Origin of the sequence: Corynebacterium curieae (assembly GCF_027570035.1) — a bacterium.
Lineage (GTDB): Bacteria > Actinomycetota > Actinomycetes > Mycobacteriales > Mycobacteriaceae > Corynebacterium > Corynebacterium curieae.
Map to the genome: position 1 here is coordinate 1 of NZ_JAKMUU010000002.1, position 15,857 is coordinate 15,857.

The window sequence follows — 15,857 nt, forward strand, 5'->3', positions numbered from 1 at the left end:
GGGAGTACTCCTCTGGACTTTATCTGAGGCTAAGCGTTGCTGCTTTTATACCCGGGTCTTGGACGAAAGGAAGTCCCAGACTACCTTTGGGGTATCTGGCTGCCAGAACCACGTGTGGTCTGCGGGTACCTTAACCAGCTGCACGTCCTTTTGGCAGCCGTTAAAGCTCAGCCGCTCCGCGCCGCCCGCCTCGGGGCTGGATTGGAAGGACATATCGCAACGGTTGCGCTTTAAGTATCCACCAAGCACGGTGCGCACCGGCAGGTAGCCTGCTTCGTGCCGGTCACCGCCCTCATAGGTCATCATTTTATCGTTGACGCCATGCATGATGAGGGTATTCATCGGGGCATCGGCGCAGTTGACCTCGACCGGGTTATAGAAGGCGCCCGAAACCATGGCCACGGCCGCGAATGTATCCTGCGCGTGGCAGCCGAGCACGGAGGTAAAACCGCCACCATTGGACATGCCCATGGCATAGACGCGGTTGCGATCAACATGGTAATCCTTGTCTACCGCGTCGAGGATGCGCTTGATAAAGCGAATATCTTCACCATCGCGTGTCTTGGCATAAGGGGCTGCTTCCCAAGCGCGCTCGAATCCCTCTGGGTAAACGATGATGGCCTCATTATTAGCTTCGGTAGTCTGCATGCGCGCATAGCCGGAGTAATTTTCTGGGGAGTCTCCCCAACCGCCAAAGCCGAAAAGTACCGGCGCAGCCTTGTCGGGCGAATAATGATTTGGAATGCGCAGCAAGTATCGACGAGTCTTGCCTTCGTGCTCCATCTCTAGCGACTGCATGGAGCCAGGCTTAAACGGAGGATTCGGGTTGATAGTGGTATCCCCCATTTCTGGCCGCGGAGCTGGTTCTGGAAGCGATGATCCGTTTGGAGCTGGCGCTGGTGCCTTATCGTTGCCGCCATCTTCCGCAGGAGCTGGAGTGGATTCCTTTACACCTTCTGGGACTAGGTGGGAACCATCCGGCTGCGGGGTAACAGGTTGTGCGTCTGCGGGGGCAGGCGCGGGAGCTGGTGCAGGCGCTGGCGCTGGCCCTTGTTGCGCATGGGCAGGATGAGCGCACAGTAGCGCAGCACTGGCTAGCGCTGCGGAGAGGATTAGGTATAAGGAACGGTGCAGAAACTTAGTAACATTAGCCACAACGTTAAAATTAACCACATTGTTCACTTGAGGCACTGTTTACACGCCCAGTACACACTGAATTCTGTAAGAAAAGTCCAAGGCATTAAGCTAGATGCTCATGCACGAAGACAGACCAAGCACCGCCCCCGATTTTCTGCTTTCACGAGCAACGGGGTCTGTCCGTACCCAAGGTGCGCGCCAAACCTTTACTGACGTTGACGCGGCGATCTCTGCCCTGCGCAACAAAGACGCAACCATGGTAGTGGGCGCAATCCCCTTCGATTCAGACACACCCGCCGCACTAACGGTACCGGAAAAGATCATTCGGGAAGAAGGACCTCTAGAGCCGCACGCTTACTATCGCAATCAGACTCTCAAGTCCCGCGTCGTTGGCTTTGATCCGGAACCAGAAGAGCACCTGCGCCGCATGGAAGCAGCCATCGGCACCATCGAGACCTCCAAACTGGAGAAGGTAGTCCTAGCCCGCGCCGTAGACATCGAATTCCCAGAGGCTATCGATCCACGGCTTGTGGCGGCCCGACTCATTGATCTCTCCGCCAACCGCGACGGTTTCATTGCCGATCTCTCCCCCGCCGGGCGCCCAGGCGCGATGTTAGTTGGCTCTTCCCCAGAGGTTTTAATCAAGCGTCAAGGCTCGACTGTGTCCGCTTTCCCCTTGGCGGGCTCATCACCGCGCCGCGCCACTCCAACAGAGGATCACATCGCCGGCCAAGACCTTTTGCACTCTGCTAAGGACCTCCACGAACACGCTTTCGTCGTAGAACATCTCCGCCGAGTGCTCAACCCCCTATGTGAGCGACTGAATATTCCCGATACCCCCCAGCTGATTAGCACCAATGAGATGTGGCACTTGGGCACACCCATCACCGGAACACTCAAGGATAAGGACTTGACAGTCCTAGAGCTTGCCCTAGCTACTCACCCCACTCCAGCTATCTGCGGCACCCCAGCCGAGGCCGCCCAAGCCCTCATTGAGACCGCAGAGACAGATCGCGGATTCTACGCCGGAGCGGTCGGTTGGTGCGATAGCTCGGGAGATGGAGAATACATGGTGGCCATCCGCTGCGCAGAAGTCGCTGGCGATGGCCTTTCCGCGCGGGCCTGGGCCGGCGGTGGGATTGTGGGCGACTCCAATGCGCAAGCCGAACTAGAGGAAACCACAGCGAAACTGCAGACAATCCTCCGAGCGCTGAGCCTTTAGCCCACTCTAGCCCGCTCGCTTGGCGACGAGAATCACGTCATTGCGGTGGTGCGCACCCGCACCCTCGCTCACGTGGCGCGCTCGCCGAGCTAAGGTAATAACCTCTAGCTCGCGCAAATTTTCCGCGAGCCACTCCAGCATAGCTAGCTCTGCAGACTCCACCTCGTGATGGACAAAAAGTAGCGTTCCGCCAGGAGCGACCAATCGCTCCAACCTTTGGACCTCTTCCGCTGTAGCTCGCACTCCCCCGTAATGGACACTTACTAGGTCAAACGGGGTGTGGCTAAAGCTGCTAAACGTGGCCACCTGCGCTTCGACTCCGCGCTCCCGTGTGCGGGCCACGGCTGTTGGGGCGAAGTCTATGCCCAGTACCTGCCAGCCCTGATTCTTCAGCCAGAGCGCATCTGCGCCCTCACCACAACCGATATCGAGAGCGGAGCCGGGCGTAAGTCCTGCCGTGTAATCGACCAAGGTAGCATTCGGGTTCCCCGACCATACCTGATCGCTGCTACGGTAGCGCTCCTCCATTTCCGCAGAGGTAGGTACATAGGGGCGGCGATCGTGGGATTCAGAGTTATGCATGGGCAATGGGGTTTCGGAGGGTGCCTAGGCCTGGAATCTCGATCTCGATGGTATCCCCCGGCACCATCGGTGCAGTACCGGCTGGGGAACCAGTGGTAATGACATCGCCCGGCAACAAGGTATATGCCGCAGAAATCTCTTCCAAAATGCCACCCATCTTTACAATCATCTGATCCGTATTGGAATCCTGCTTTTGTTCGCGGGAGCCCTCATGCGTCAGGTAGGCGTTAATCTTTTGATCGTCCAAGTTCAAAGTACTGAGATCCGTCTCAATCCACGGGCCCAGCGGGCAGAAGGTATCGATGCCCTTGGCTCGCGCCCACTGGCCATCCTTGAACTGCAGGTCGCGGGAGGAAACATCGTTACAGATGGTGTAGCCCAGCACGTGGTCCTGCCAATTCTCTGCCTTAATATTCTTAGACGGCTTGGAAATGACCACGGCTAGCTCGCCTTCAAATTCCACGTTGGTGGCATAGTCAGGGATCTTGATGGCCGCATCCGGCCCGACTACTGCGGTGGATGGTTTGATAAAAATCGTAGGCGGAAGGCTATCCGCAGACTTCTTAAAGACCTCTGCGACGTGGTCCGCATAGTTTCGTCCGAGCGCCACCACCTTCGTAGGCAGCGTTGGAGCCAACAGGCGAACCTCATTCATCTTCCACTCTCGGCCGGTCGGCTCTGGCGGAGTGAATGGCGTGCCCGCGATTTCTTTTGCTACCAAGTCTTCCATCGGGGCGTCCTTTGGCCCGTCAATGATGGCAAAACAGATTCCTTCTGGGTGTGCAATTCGTCCTAAACGCATAGCGGCTATTCTACTCAATTGCCACCTTTACACGTATGCAAAGGATGTGATGTTAATTAGTTAATTTAAGTAAATTGTATGGATGCTACGGTGGTGACCCTGAGGGTCGGTTCACCCTGGGGCGTCGGCAAGCGCACTGCGCACAACACAAAATGGCCACCGCACCCCTCCCTAGGGTAATCGCAGAACATCGCCCCTATAAAACGGAGTTCTATCCTGCCAGAATGCCGGCGATTCGGTCACCTACTTCAGAGGTCTTAATCGGCGCACCTCCCCGCTGCGCTACATCCTGGGCCACTGCGTCCTCAATCCGTTGTGCATTTTCTTTGTCGCCAACGTGACGCAGGAGCATTGCCGCGGACAAGATGGCCGCTGTAGGATCTGCGATTCCTTGGCCTGCAATATCTGGCGCAGAACCATGAACCGGCTCAAACATGGAGGGATTTGCGCCAGACGCATCGATATTTCCGGAAGCAGCGAGACCGATGCCACCAGTTACCGCGCCGGCAAGATCTGTAAGGATGTCTCCAAAGAGGTTATCGGTAACAATAACGTCATAGCGTTCCGGATCAGTGACCATATATATCGTGGCCGCGTCAATATGCTGGTAATCCACCTGTACATCCGGAAACTCGGTTGATACCTCATCGACCGTGCGCTGCCACAGACCTCCAGCATTGACCAAAACATTGGTCTTGTGGACCAAAGTCAGGCGCTTCCGACGCTGCTCCGCTCGAGCAAAGGCATCACGCACCACTCTCTCCACGCCAAAACGAGTATTTTGTGATACCTCACTTGCCACCTCATGCGCGCTGCCTTCTCGTAATGTGCCGCCATTTCCGCAGTACAGGCCCTCGGTCCCTTCGCGCACCACCACAAAATCAATGTCACCCGGTTCAGCCAACGGCGAAGAAGCGGTGGGATATAGCTTGGACGGACGCAGGTTCACATGGTGATCCAACGCAAACCTCATCTTGAGCAAAAGCCCTCGTTCCAATACGCCCGGAGCTACCTTTCCCGGTGCTCCAATTGCCCCCAATAAAATGGCATCATGCTCGCGCAGGCTGGCTAAATCCGCATCCGTAAGAAGCTCTCCATTGCGCAGGTATCGTCGCGCGCCGAGGTCATATTCAGTGGTTTCAATATCGGAACGAACAGCCTGCAGTACTTTGAGGGCTTCCGCCGTCACCTCAGGCCCGATTCCATCTCCACCAATCACAGCAAGTTTCATTATGTAGGATTCCTTTCTCACAGAGTGGATATTTACCCACCCTACCAAAAGGAAACCGCGCAGCGCAGGGAATTACCTGCGCTGCGCGGGAACGGCTTCGCACTTTCTGCAAGAGAGCCTATGCGTCCATATCTAACTGTTCACACTCCGCCCCTAATGCCCCATTGATTTCTTCGATGAGCTGCTCCGGCACCACAGTCTCCACGCGCAGAATCAATACTGCATCGGACTCCTGCTTGCCATAGGTCAGAGCCGCTGCCACGATATTGATGCCAGCCGCGCCCAACTTGGTACCCACGGTTCCCAATGCTCCAGGAGCATCCGCATAACGGAAAAAGAGGTTTCGGCCAGTAGCACGCATATCGACGCCACGGCCGTTAATACGGATGAATTTTTCGGTCCCATCGATGCCGATAAGCGCACCGGTTAGCGAAGACGTCTCGCCGTCGGCGCCAATCACCTTGACCTGCAAAGAGGAGTGGTGCCCCTTGGATTCCGCGTTGGTAGATACTTCCACTTCTACCCCACGGCTCTGCGCAATCTGCATTGCATTAACAAAGGTCACCGGTTCAGAGGTCACACCGCTAAACAGGCCGCGAACGGCAGAAAGCCCCAAGACTTCCACGTCTTCCGCCGAAAGCTCACCGCATGCCTCTACTTCTACAGCAACGGGTGCCTGGCCCAACAGGCGACCAGCCGTAAGGCCCAGTTTGCGCGCAAGATCCAACCAGCCAGAAACCTCTTCCCCTACAGTGCCGCCAGAGACGTTTACCGCATCCGGGACAAACTCCCCAGACAAGGCTTTGAGCACGGAAGCCGCTACATCGGTTCCCGCACGGTCTTGTGCCTCTACAGTGGATGCTCCCAGATGTGGCGACACGGTAACCTGCGGCAGCTGGAACAGCGGGGAGTCCGTACATGGCTCCGTGGCATAAACATCGAAGCCAGCACCGCGATGATGTCCAGACTCAATAGATTCAGCTAAAGCAGCCTCGTCTACCAGCCCACCACGGGCAGCATTAATCAAGATCTGACCCTTTTTAGCCTTAGCCAGCAAGTCTTTATCAAACATGCCGGCAGTCTCCGGAGTCTTAGGCAAATGAATGGTCACGAAATCGGACCGAGACATGAGCTCTTCCAGCTCCACCAGCTCTACCCCAAGCGCCGCCGCGCGCGCCGGATTCGCATAGGGATCATGAGCAATGATGGTGGTTTCGAAAGACTTTAAACGTTGCGCAAAAAGTTGGCCGATGTGCCCAAACCCGACGATTCCAACTGTCTTACCGTATACCTCTACACCTTTGAACGACGAGCGCTTCCACTCTCCCTGCCGCAGAGACTGGTCAGCCGCCGGTACTTGGCGCGCCGTAGCCAATAGCAGCGCAATAGCCTGTTCACACGCGGAGTGGATATTCGAGGTGGGCGCATTGACAACCATTACGCCCTTTTCCGTCGCCGCTGGGATATCCACGTTATCCAAGCCCACACCGGCACGGCCTACAATCTTTAGGTTTGGGGCTGCTTCTAATACTTCTGCGTCCACGGTTGTGGCAGAACGCACCAGTAATGCCTCCGCATCAGGAACCGCAGCGAGCAGCTCCTCTCGATTGGGCCCGTCTACCCAACGGACGTCGACAGAATCCCCCAGAGCCGTAACTGTAGATTGAGCTAATTTATCGGCGATAAGAACTACCGGCTTCGACATATCTTCCTTTACATAACTGTAGTGCGGTTCACGCGAGTAGTTCGCGTGTCAAGGAAGTGTAGTTCAGCTAGGGGTGCCTTGCTTGATTTTCGCCTTAAATTCTTTCACTCGACCGAATTCCGGGCCGAGAGCCACCAATGCACCTTCTTCTAAGCCAGCAACGGCCGCCATACTGTGCTTATCTTCTAGCGGATCTGCTGTCGGCATCACCAAGACTTTGCCACCATAAGCTGCAGCCGTAATGACATTAGCGATTGGGCTATTTTTCGTCGCTACGATATTCGGCGCCATCTGTCCGTCCCTTCGAGACTGAGCCGGAACAGCTCTCTTCTTCTCCTCGCTGCCTTCAGGCTCTCCCTCATACGGCACCCAAGCCGGACGCAGCTCCACTTGAGGAGTCTTATCCAATCGTGCGATATCTTTAACCATTTGTTCTGGGGAAGCTACCACTTTGGAGCCATACTGAAAGGCTGTGAACTCCCCTAAAGCTTTATGTGTTCCCGGGTCCTTAATCACGTCAAATTCCCCAGACGTCTCCGTCCAAGGAACATCGCCGATGACTACCAGGCGCCGCACACCAAGATCCGTTAAAAGCTTATGAATCTCCAGACGCTTATCATCTTGGTACTGAATTGCAGGCAGGTGTTGATTTACCGCGAGCGTCGCCGCCCGCAATTTAGATTCATCGTCTGCGGCAAAGAGAACTAGTGAATCCGAGTCTTTAAAAAACAGGCGGCTAGCCTCAATTCCAGTGGCGTCATTTATGATGACAAACTTGCCGTCAAAATTCGGGTCAATAAGCCGGTTCTGGTTCTCCGCTTTAGCCTTGTTGAGGTCAATTTCTGACTCCGCCATATCAGACAATCCTCGTCTGACCAGTTTGGACTCTGTAAACGAGGTGCCACAGGCAGATAGCAATAGTGATGCAACAATTACTGTGGCAGCAGACCGCACAGATTTAGCGATCAAAGGCTTGGGGCCCTTCCTCTCCACCAAATAGATTTTCCTCGTCAACATCGCGGATAACGGGTTTACCTAATGCATATTCCACGATATTTAGGAACCGATGACGGCGATCCGCTAAGAACTCTCGTGGTTGAGATGCACGCAGGTAGTCCAAGTTCATCTCGTGGGAGGCAAGAACCTCGTCAAATTCGGCGTCTTCCATGATGGACTTTGACTGCACGCGGGGTAGGTATCTGTTGGGTGCAAAACCGTCAAGGACCACCTCAGTCCGCTTGCCCATCGGGGTGTAATTCATCACGGATTCTGCCAGAACACGATCTACCCCGTGGCGCTTACACCAGTTCAATGGGAATACAGGGAAAAAGCCTGGCTTTAGCTCCTCAAACGTATTCCTATTAAATGCTTTTCCTGTGCGCCAATCCTTAGCACCACGAGCCATCAAGAGGGCGTATAAGCCGTGCCATACACCGTCCTTTTCATCTACCGAGAGCAGACGAGACTCGCGGAAGCTGGCATCTGCAACGGTCTTTGGAACCTCATCTGTTGCACTGGCCACCCATTCGGTGACCTCATCGACGTCGCGGGCAGCCCGCAACCGCACGGCTGAAGAGCCGTAGAGCTCGCCAAAGACGCCGCACCAGAACCATTGGTTGATACGGTCCCACGACTGCTGGGTAGACAGTGCTCCACTGCGCTTAGCAAGGCGGGCAATAATTACCGCCAAAGGAACAATCTGCTCATTAAATGGAACCTGGTCAGTGCTGAGAATGCAACGTTGTGCCAAGAATTCGGAGACCTCACGGAAAGTAATACGCAGGTCGTTTGCCGCTGACTTGTACTCCGACAAGGAAAGCTTCAAAATATCCTCGCGCTGGCCTCCGGCGCAGCCCTTTTCGCCGGATACAAGCAGCGATACCGCCGAGAGGAACTCGGTGCGCCCAATTCCGTCTAGAGCCGGGGACTTCCGTAGATCCCTTTCCACATCTTGCCAGTCAGCGGCTAGATGGAAGTTGGGATCCTCTGAGGCAAAGACCGCGGTCAACAAGTCGAATACGTCCATTTGCAGGCCCGCCGAGTTTGCTTGCGCGAAAATCGATCCGATGCCTGCCCGCTCCGTCTCGCGGGAAAGGCGAATCATTGGCAGGTCATAGCCAGACAATGGCCGAACGATCCGGTTATTAAACGCCGCGAGTTCTGAACTGTACTCCTGCTTGGTGGCTGCAAGCTCGAAGAGTCTACTGACGCCATCTTCGCTCAAAAGCGAAGATACTGGGATGCACATATGCTCTAGCGCATCTTCGCGAGAGAGAATGTCTCCCTCAATCGCCGGCGCAAAGTGCGATCGAATCTTGCCATCTTGGTTAACTGCAAAGATGGCGTCATCCGGCATGAGCTCTCCGCGCACTGCGGCGCGGATATCAATAAAGAAACGACGGTGAATCTTCTTTTTACGGAAGTCAGTAGTATCTACGAAACCATCGCCATTAAAGCAGTGATACAAGGTGGTCAGACGCTGTTGCCCGTCCAAAAGGAGCAATCCCGGATCGACGCCAGTATCCGGTGCACCCGCGAGGGCACGTGGCCGAAAGCGCATCTTTTCGTTTCGCGTATCCAAGGCCATGAGCGCACCGATAGGATAACCGCGCAATACAGAAACGATTAGAGAACGAATGCGATCCTCATCCCAGGCGTAGCTGCGCTGGAAATCCGGGAGCTGGATGTCCCCACGATCAATTCGTGCGAAGAGGTCTTTGAGATCATAACTTGGCGTCGTAAAACCCATGACACACATCCTACTCCCTAGGATCTATTTTTACCTGACTCAAATACAGCAAAACCCACGGTGAACACGCTTGTTCACCGTGGGTTCGTGCTAGGAGCGCGGCCGTAAGCTATTAGGCCGTAGCATCCAGAGGATTCTTTACCCAGCTCATGAGATCACGCAGCTTGGTGCCGGTCTTTTCAATCTCGTGCTGTGCGAACTCCTCGCGCAGATCCTCCAATTCCTTATTGCCGCCCTCAATATTAGCCAACAGGCGTTTGGTAAAGGTGCCATCCTGAATATCCGAGAGGATGTCCTTCATGCGCTGCTTCGTATCGGCATTGATAACACGCGGTCCGGAAATATAGCCACCGAACTCAGCGGTATCAGAGACCGAGTAGTTCATATTGGCGATACCGCCCTCAAACATCAGGTCCACAATGAGCTTCATCTCGTGCAGAACTTCGAAGTAGGCCATTTCGGGTTCGTATCCAGCCTCAGTCAGAACCTCAAAGCCGGTGCGAATCAGGAATTCGACGCCGCCACACAGCACAGCCTGCTCACCAAAGAGGTCAGTGACCGTTTCGGCCTCGAAGGTGGTGGGAATGACGCCGGCACGCGCGCCGCCGATGGCTGCGGCATAAGACAAGGTCAGGTCGTGGCCTTCGTTCTTGGGATCCTGCTCGGTAGCGATGAGGCACGGAACGCCCTTGCCATCAACAAACTGACGGCGGACCAAGTGGCCAGGCCCCTTGGGTGCGACCATTCCGACGGTGACGTTGTCCTGCGGCTCAATCAGCTTGAAGTGAATATTCAAGCCGTGGCCAAACAGCAACGCGTTGCCATCTTCCAGGTGGGGAGCGATCTCGTCTTCAAAAATCTGCTTCTGCGAGGTATCTGGGGCCAGCAGCATGATGACGTCTGCCCACTTGGCAGCCTCTGCCACGGTCTTGACCTCAAATCCCGCTTCTTCCGCCTTAGGCGCAGACTTAGATCCATCGCGCAGGCCAATTACGACCTCAACGCCGGAATCACGCAGGTTCTGCGCGTGCGCATGCCCTTGCGAGCCATAACCAATGACGGCCACCTTGCGACCCTGAATGATAGACAGGTCTGCATCGTCGTCGTAGAAGGTTTCAATAGCCATGTTGTAGTCCTCAATTCTGTTGCGTTTGAAAGTTCAATGAAACAACGTCCCACCCAGCACTATACCATTATGCGGGACGCTCTGCTCACATAGTGGGATTTAATTGCGTGGAGGGGCCATCGCTTTGGGGCCACGGCCCAAAGCGACATCTCCCGACTGGACCAGCTCGAGCACACCGAATGGCTCCAAGACATCGAGCAGTGCAGCCAGCTTTCCCGGGGTACCAGTGGCCTCTACCACTACAGACTCTTGCGCCACATCAACCACCCGGGCGCGGAAAATATTGACGGCGTCGACAACCTGTGGCCTGTTGGTATTGTTGGCAGCTACCTTTACCAGCATGATGGCACGCGCCACTGTCGAGTCCGTGTCCAGCTCCACCACCTTGATTACTGGAATAATCTTATTGAGCTGTTTGGTCACCTGCTCCATAATGATCTCGGAAGCATCGACCACAATGGTCAGCCGATTAATCCCAGGTGTCTCGGTTTGCGCTGAGACCAACGAAATTAGGCTGTATCCACGCCGGGAAAACATGCCAGTTACTCGCGAGATGATGCCTTCTACGTCTTCTACCAATACCGACAAGGTATGCCGGGAAACGTCACTGGGAGCCATACCTATACCTCCTGGATGGTCTCGTCGATATCAGCAGGCGTCTCAGCCGCCGATTCATTTTCAGCAAATAGCGGCCGCAATCCACGGGCATATTGAATTTCCTCATTGGATGCCCCTCCGCCAATCATTGGCCAAACCTGTGCATCCTCGCCCACGATGAAGTCAATAACCACTGGGCGGTCGTTGATCTCGCGGGCGCGCTCGATCGCCGGCACCACTTCGTCTTCGCTCGTGACTCGGATAGCCTCGCACCCCAGCGCCTCTGCCAGGCGGACAAAGTCGGGGGTATATACATCTCGTTCACGCAGTTTGGTATGCGAGTAGTGCTCATTGAAAAACAGCGTCTGCCACTGGCGGACCATACCCAGGTTGCCATTATTGATGACGGCAACCTTTAAGGGGAATCCTTCCAAGGCCGCCGTAGTCAACTCTTGGTTGGTCATCTGGAAGCAGCCATCGCCGTCAATAGCCCAGACTTCCTTGTCCGGACAAGCCGCCTTGGCCCCTAGAGCCGCCGGCACAGCGTAACCCATGGTGCCGGCACCGCCGGAGTTGATCCAGGAACGTGGCTGCTCAAAGTCAATAAATTGTGCTGACCACATCTGGTGCTGCCCTACACCAGCACAGTAGATGGCATCGGGCCCGACGGTTTCGCTGAGTTTTTCTAGGACAAACTGGGGATTGAGCTGTCCGTCTGGAGTTAGCTCATAGCCGCGAGGGAAACGCTCTTTGAGGCCGTCGAGATAGTTGCGCCAGGGACCCACCTGCGGAGGCCCCACGGCGGAGTTTTTGCGGTATTCCTTCAGCAGGCCGGTCAGTACATTGCGCGCATCACCCACAATAGGCACAGCTACCTCACGGATCTTGCCGATTTCGGCTGGATCGATATCTGCATGAATTACCTGGGCTTCAGGGGCAAAGGTGTCAGTATCACCGGTTACACGATCATCAAAGCGAGCTCCGATAGTAATAAGCAGGTCCGCACGCTGCATGGCCGCCACCGCCGGTACGGTTCCATGCATGCCCGGCATGCCCATATGAAGTGGATGAGAATCCGGAAAGGAGCCTAATGCCATCAGCGTGGTGACCACTGGAATGCCAGTGTATTCCGCAAACTCACGCAATTCCTCGGCCGCATTGGCCTTAATGACGCCGCCGCCTGCATAAATAACCGGCTTTTTCGCCTCCGCGATAAGCTCTACCGCTTGAGCGATCTGCCGATGATGCGGCTTAGTCGTTGGCTTATATCCTGGCAGGTCAAACTTGGCTGGGTAGGAATACTCCAGCTCCCCATTTTGGACGTCTTTGGGAATATCTACCAGAACCGGCCCCGGCCGCCCAGAGGATGCCAAGTGGAATGCCGCGGTGATAGCAGCAGGGATCTGGCTAGGCTCTGTCACGATGTAATTGTGCTTTGTAATGGGCATCGTCACACCACGGATATCCGCCTCTTGGAAAGCGTCGGTACCCAAAAGGTTGCTGCCCACCTGCCCGGTGATCGCGACGATGGGCACGGAGTCCAAATTGGCGTCGGCAAGCGCTGTCACTAAGTTGGTCGCGCCCGGCCCAGAGGTAGCGATACACAGACCTACCTTGCCGGAAGCTTGGGCATATCCTTCAGCGGCATGGCCGGCCCCTTGCTCATGGCGGGTGAGCACATGACGCAGTTTGGTCGAGGTATGCAGTGCGTCATAGAGAGGAAGCACGGCACCGCCTGGAATACCGAAGACAAGCTCGGTTCCCAGATCTTCAAGAGTGCGGACAATAGCGTGAGCGCCACTCATCCGCTCGGGAGCGCGGGCACGTGAGGCCGCGGCCACCGAAGCGGGCGTGGGCGAAGTTGTCGTTACCACGGTTAATGTGCTCCTTGGATTGGTCTAATACAGGGTCTGATCATCATCGGAAACGTCTCCAGATATGAATAAAGCCCCCGCCGGCTGTTATGTCTGCGGGGGCGAAAAGCGTCGACGTCATGGGCGCCGCGGTCACCACCGCGTTGGTACTACCTGAAGTCGAATAATGATCATGGCCCTGACTATACACCGATAGATATTCCCCGCGGGACAATTACCCCCTTTTGGGATCCTCTTCCCACTACATGAGACACGCCTGAAAATAGGTTCGACCCTGCCCACCCCAGTGAATTAGGCTTGCAAACTATGACTCCACCACCAAAGGACACCCAACCTCATCAGTCCACCACCCAGGCAGAGGTTTTCAAGCCTTCCCGCGACCACATTCTGGGCATCTTAATCCTGTCCGCTATTGCGCTCTTAAGCATCGGCTGGGCCCCCAAATACCTCGCATGGCTGTTCATCATCCCCATCCTCGGATTGTGGTGGGTCATCAAATCCCGCACCAAGGTCTCCGAATCCGGTATCGACATTTCCTACGCCTTCCGCAAAGGAACCCGCATCAGCTGGGATAACTTTGCCGGAATTGGGTTCCAACGCGCCCGCGCCTTTGCTCGTACTACCGGCGGCTCGGAGCACAGCCTGCCTGGCGTTACTTTTAACTCGCTCCCACGCCTGTCGGAGGCCTCCCGCGGCCGCATCCCTGACGCCCTTACCCAGGGCCGTGAGGCGGCAGACGACAAGGTGGTTATTGTCCACCGAGACGGCCAACAAGTCCTGCTCAGCAAGGAAGAATACGCGGAATATCTTGAGCGCCACCCAGAGCTCAAGCCCTCGGCCGAAAACTAAATAGACCACCGACACTCTCCCCCACACCCCTTTAAGGAATGGTGACTTGCACCCATGTTCCCGCTGCGCTCTAAAGTAACTACCGTCGGCCGCCAAGCCTCTGGCGCCCGCGCCCTTTGGCGGGCCACCGGCACCAAGGAAAATGACTTTGGCAAGCCGATCGTCGCCATCGCTAACTCCTATACCCAGTTCGTCCCCGGCCACGTGCACCTGAAAAACGTCGGCGATATCGTTGCTGATGCCGTGCGCGAAGCAGGCGGCGTACCCAAGGAATTCAACACCATTGCCGTAGACGATGGCATCGCCATGGGCCACAGCGGCATGCTCTACTCCCTACCGTCGCGTGAAATCATCTCTGATTCCATCGAGTACATGGCCAATGCCCATACTGCCGACGCCCTGGTATGCATCTCCAACTGCGATAAGATCACTCCGGGCATGCTCAATGCGGCGCTGCGCCTGAATATCCCCACCATCTTCGTCTCCGGCGGGCCGATGGAGGCCGGAAAGGCCGTCGTAGTTGATGGCGTAGCCCATGCCCCCACCGACCTCATCACCGCGATTACCGCCTCTGCCAATGATGAGGTCTCGGATGCGGGCCTTACTCAGGTGGAAGAATCCGCCTGCCCCACCTGTGGTTCCTGCTCCGGCATGTTTACCGCTAATTCCATGAACTGCCTGACCGAGGCCCTAGGATTGGCACTGCCCGGCAATGGCACCACTTTGGCCACCCACACTGCCCGCCGCGGCCTTTTCGAAAAGGCCGGAGCCACCATCGTGGATATGTGCCGCCGCTACTACGGCGAGGAAGACGACTCTGTCCTTCCGCGCAGCATTGCTACCAAGGAAGCCTTCACCAATGCCATGGCGCTTGACATGGCCATGGGCGGCTCGACTAATACCATCCTGCACACCCTAGCGGCCGCACAGGAAGGCGAGGTCGACTTCACCCTCGACGACATCAACGACATCTCCTACCGCGTGCCCTGTTTGTCCAAGGTAGCGCCCAATGGCACCTACCATATTGAGGACGTCCACCGCGCCGGTGGCATCCCCGCTATCTTAGGAGAGCTTCGCCGCGCCGGGCACCTGAATTTGAAGGTGCATACGGCGCTATATGATAATGCCGAGCAGTGGCTAGATGACTGGGATATCCGCAACCCTCACGCCACTGATGAGGCCCGCGAACTGTATTACGCCGCACCCGGCGGTGTGCGCACCACCGAACCATTTTCCCAGTCCAACCGCTGGGACGACCTAGATACCGATGCCACAAATGGCTGCATCCACGATGCCGACCATGCCTTTTCTTCCGACGGCGGCCTCGTTGTCCTGCGTGGAAACTTGGCTCCCGACGGGGCCATCGTAAAAGCTGCGGGCGTCGAAGAGGAACTGTGGTCCTTCTCCGGCCCCGCCCGCGTCGTGGAATCGCAGGAGGAAGCGGTGTCCATCATCCTTAATAAGGAAGTTCAGCCGGGCAATGTTGTGGTCATCCGCTACGAAGGCCCTTCCGGTGGCCCGGGCATGCAGGAAATGCTTCACCCGACGTCCTTCCTCAAAGGCGCCGGCTTGGGCAAGGCATGTGCCTTGATTACGGATGGCCGCTTCTCTGGTGGCACCTCCGGACTATCCATTGGACACATCTCCCCTGAAGCTGCTCACCAGGGCCTTATCGGGCTCATCGAAAACGGCGACACTATTTCCATCAATATCCACGAGCGCGAACTCACCTTGGACGTGGACGAGGACGTGCTGGAGCGTCGACGCGCCGCCCAAGAGCAGCGCGAACAGCCCTGGACCCCAGTTAAGCGCAATCGCCCGATCACCAAAGCTCTGCGGGCCTACGCTGCTATGGCCACCTCGGCTGACCGCGGCGCTGTTCGCGTGGTCAACGGTCATGTGAACTAGCAAAACCTAGCTGCTAAATCACTGTGAGCTCGGTGAGGTGCGCGCCTCTTTACCTGCAGATCGCATAAAGTGTAC

13 protein-coding genes are annotated in these 15,857 nt (G+C 56.1%); 3 read left to right on the forward strand and 10 right to left on the reverse strand.

Translation table 11 applies throughout. The features are described from left to right. Window positions 1-45: 45 nt before the first annotated feature. The gene (locus L8V01_RS04230) at window positions 46-1,155 is read right to left on the reverse strand and encodes a CE1 family esterase (protein WP_269945907.1); all 1,110 of its coding nucleotides are present in this window, start codon (window positions 1,153-1,155) and stop codon (window positions 46-48) included. Window positions 1,156-1,255: 100 nt separating this feature from the next. Between L8V01_RS04230 and L8V01_RS04235 the strand changes: the two genes are divergently transcribed. Further along, window positions 1,256-2,359 (forward strand): isochorismate synthase, encoded by a 1,104-nt coding sequence (locus tag L8V01_RS04235; RefSeq protein ID WP_269945908.1) that lies wholly within the window; start codon window positions 1,256-1,258, stop codon window positions 2,357-2,359. Window positions 2,360-2,365: 6 nt separating this feature from the next. On the opposite strand, the gene L8V01_RS04240 is transcribed toward L8V01_RS04235, so the two are convergent. The 9 genes from L8V01_RS04240 to L8V01_RS04280 form a co-directional block, all read right to left on the reverse strand. After that, window positions 2,366-2,941, reverse strand: a complete 576-nt coding sequence (locus L8V01_RS04240; protein ID WP_269945909.1) for a class I SAM-dependent methyltransferase — start codon at window positions 2,939-2,941, stop codon at window positions 2,366-2,368. Continuing rightward, window positions 2,934-3,743: a fumarylacetoacetate hydrolase family protein gene (locus L8V01_RS04245; protein WP_269945910.1), complete on the reverse strand. Its 810-nt coding sequence runs from the start codon at window positions 3,741-3,743 to the stop codon at window positions 2,934-2,936. The genes L8V01_RS04240 and L8V01_RS04245 overlap by 8 nt, the downstream gene beginning before the upstream one ends. A gap of 211 nt (window positions 3,744-3,954) precedes the next feature. After that, on the reverse strand, window positions 3,955-4,974 hold the full coding sequence (locus L8V01_RS04250) for a 3-isopropylmalate dehydrogenase (RefSeq protein WP_269945911.1): 1,020 nt from the start codon (window positions 4,972-4,974) through the stop codon (window positions 3,955-3,957). Window positions 4,975-5,092: 118 nt separating this feature from the next. Then, window positions 5,093-6,679: a phosphoglycerate dehydrogenase gene (gene serA, locus L8V01_RS04255; protein WP_269945912.1), complete on the reverse strand. Its 1,587-nt coding sequence runs from the start codon at window positions 6,677-6,679 to the stop codon at window positions 5,093-5,095. A gap of 63 nt (window positions 6,680-6,742) precedes the next feature. Continuing rightward, window positions 6,743-7,534, reverse strand: a complete 792-nt coding sequence (locus L8V01_RS04260; protein ID WP_269945913.1) for a hypothetical protein — start codon at window positions 7,532-7,534, stop codon at window positions 6,743-6,745. Between the two features lie 103 nt (window positions 7,535-7,637). Then, on the reverse strand, window positions 7,638-9,428 hold the full coding sequence (locus tag L8V01_RS04265; protein WP_269945914.1) for a GmrSD restriction endonuclease domain-containing protein: 1,791 nt from the start codon (window positions 9,426-9,428) through the stop codon (window positions 7,638-7,640). A 112-nt stretch (window positions 9,429-9,540) separates the two neighbouring features. Continuing rightward, window positions 9,541-10,554: a ketol-acid reductoisomerase gene (gene ilvC / locus L8V01_RS04270; protein WP_269945915.1), complete on the reverse strand. Its 1,014-nt coding sequence runs from the start codon at window positions 10,552-10,554 to the stop codon at window positions 9,541-9,543. A gap of 99 nt (window positions 10,555-10,653) precedes the next feature. Beyond that, window positions 10,654-11,172, reverse strand: coding sequence for an acetolactate synthase small subunit (ilvN, locus tag L8V01_RS04275; RefSeq protein WP_269945916.1), 519 nt, complete (start codon window positions 11,170-11,172; stop codon window positions 10,654-10,656). Window positions 11,173-11,174: 2 nt separating this feature from the next. Next, window positions 11,175-13,025 (reverse strand): acetolactate synthase large subunit, encoded by a 1,851-nt coding sequence (locus tag L8V01_RS04280; RefSeq protein WP_269945917.1) that lies wholly within the window; start codon window positions 13,023-13,025, stop codon window positions 11,175-11,177. Window positions 13,026-13,331: 306 nt separating this feature from the next. Between L8V01_RS04280 and L8V01_RS04285 the strand changes: the two genes are divergently transcribed. Together L8V01_RS04285 and ilvD are read left to right on the forward strand one after the other, a co-directional pair. Continuing rightward, window positions 13,332-13,874, forward strand: a complete 543-nt coding sequence (locus L8V01_RS04285) for a PH domain-containing protein (protein WP_269945918.1) — start codon at window positions 13,332-13,334, stop codon at window positions 13,872-13,874. Between the two features lie 54 nt (window positions 13,875-13,928). Then, window positions 13,929-15,782, forward strand: a complete 1,854-nt coding sequence (ilvD, locus tag L8V01_RS04290; protein ID WP_269945919.1) for a dihydroxy-acid dehydratase — start codon at window positions 13,929-13,931, stop codon at window positions 15,780-15,782. The last annotated feature ends 75 nt before the right edge of the window (window positions 15,783-15,857 follow it).

Coding starts and splice junctions, on each gene's coding strand:
- L8V01_RS04235 (WP_269945908.1), top strand. CDS start 1,256: ATGCACGAAGACAGACCAAGCACCGCCCCCGATTTTCTGCTTTCACGA.
- L8V01_RS04240 (WP_269945909.1), bottom strand. CDS start 2,941: ATGCATAACTCTGAATCCCACGATCGCCGCCCCTATGTACCTACCTCT.
- L8V01_RS04245 (WP_269945910.1), bottom strand. CDS start 3,743: ATGCGTTTAGGACGAATTGCACACCCAGAAGGAATCTGTTTTGCCATC.
- L8V01_RS04250 (WP_269945911.1), bottom strand. CDS start 4,974: ATGAAACTTGCTGTGATTGGTGGAGATGGAATCGGGCCTGAGGTGACG.
- serA (WP_269945912.1), bottom strand. CDS start 6,679: ATGTCGAAGCCGGTAGTTCTTATCGCCGATAAATTAGCTCAATCTACA.
- L8V01_RS04260 (WP_269945913.1), bottom strand. CDS start 7,534: ATGGCGGAGTCAGAAATTGACCTCAACAAGGCTAAAGCGGAGAACCAG.
- L8V01_RS04265 (WP_269945914.1), bottom strand. CDS start 9,428: ATGGGTTTTACGACGCCAAGTTATGATCTCAAAGACCTCTTCGCACGA.
- ilvC (WP_269945915.1), bottom strand. CDS start 10,554: ATGGCTATTGAAACCTTCTACGACGACGATGCAGACCTGTCTATCATT.
- ilvN (WP_269945916.1), bottom strand. CDS start 11,172: ATGGCTCCCAGTGACGTTTCCCGGCATACCTTGTCGGTATTGGTAGAA.
- L8V01_RS04285 (WP_269945918.1), top strand. CDS start 13,332: ATGACTCCACCACCAAAGGACACCCAACCTCATCAGTCCACCACCCAG.
- ilvD (WP_269945919.1), top strand. CDS start 13,929: ATGTTCCCGCTGCGCTCTAAAGTAACTACCGTCGGCCGCCAAGCCTCT.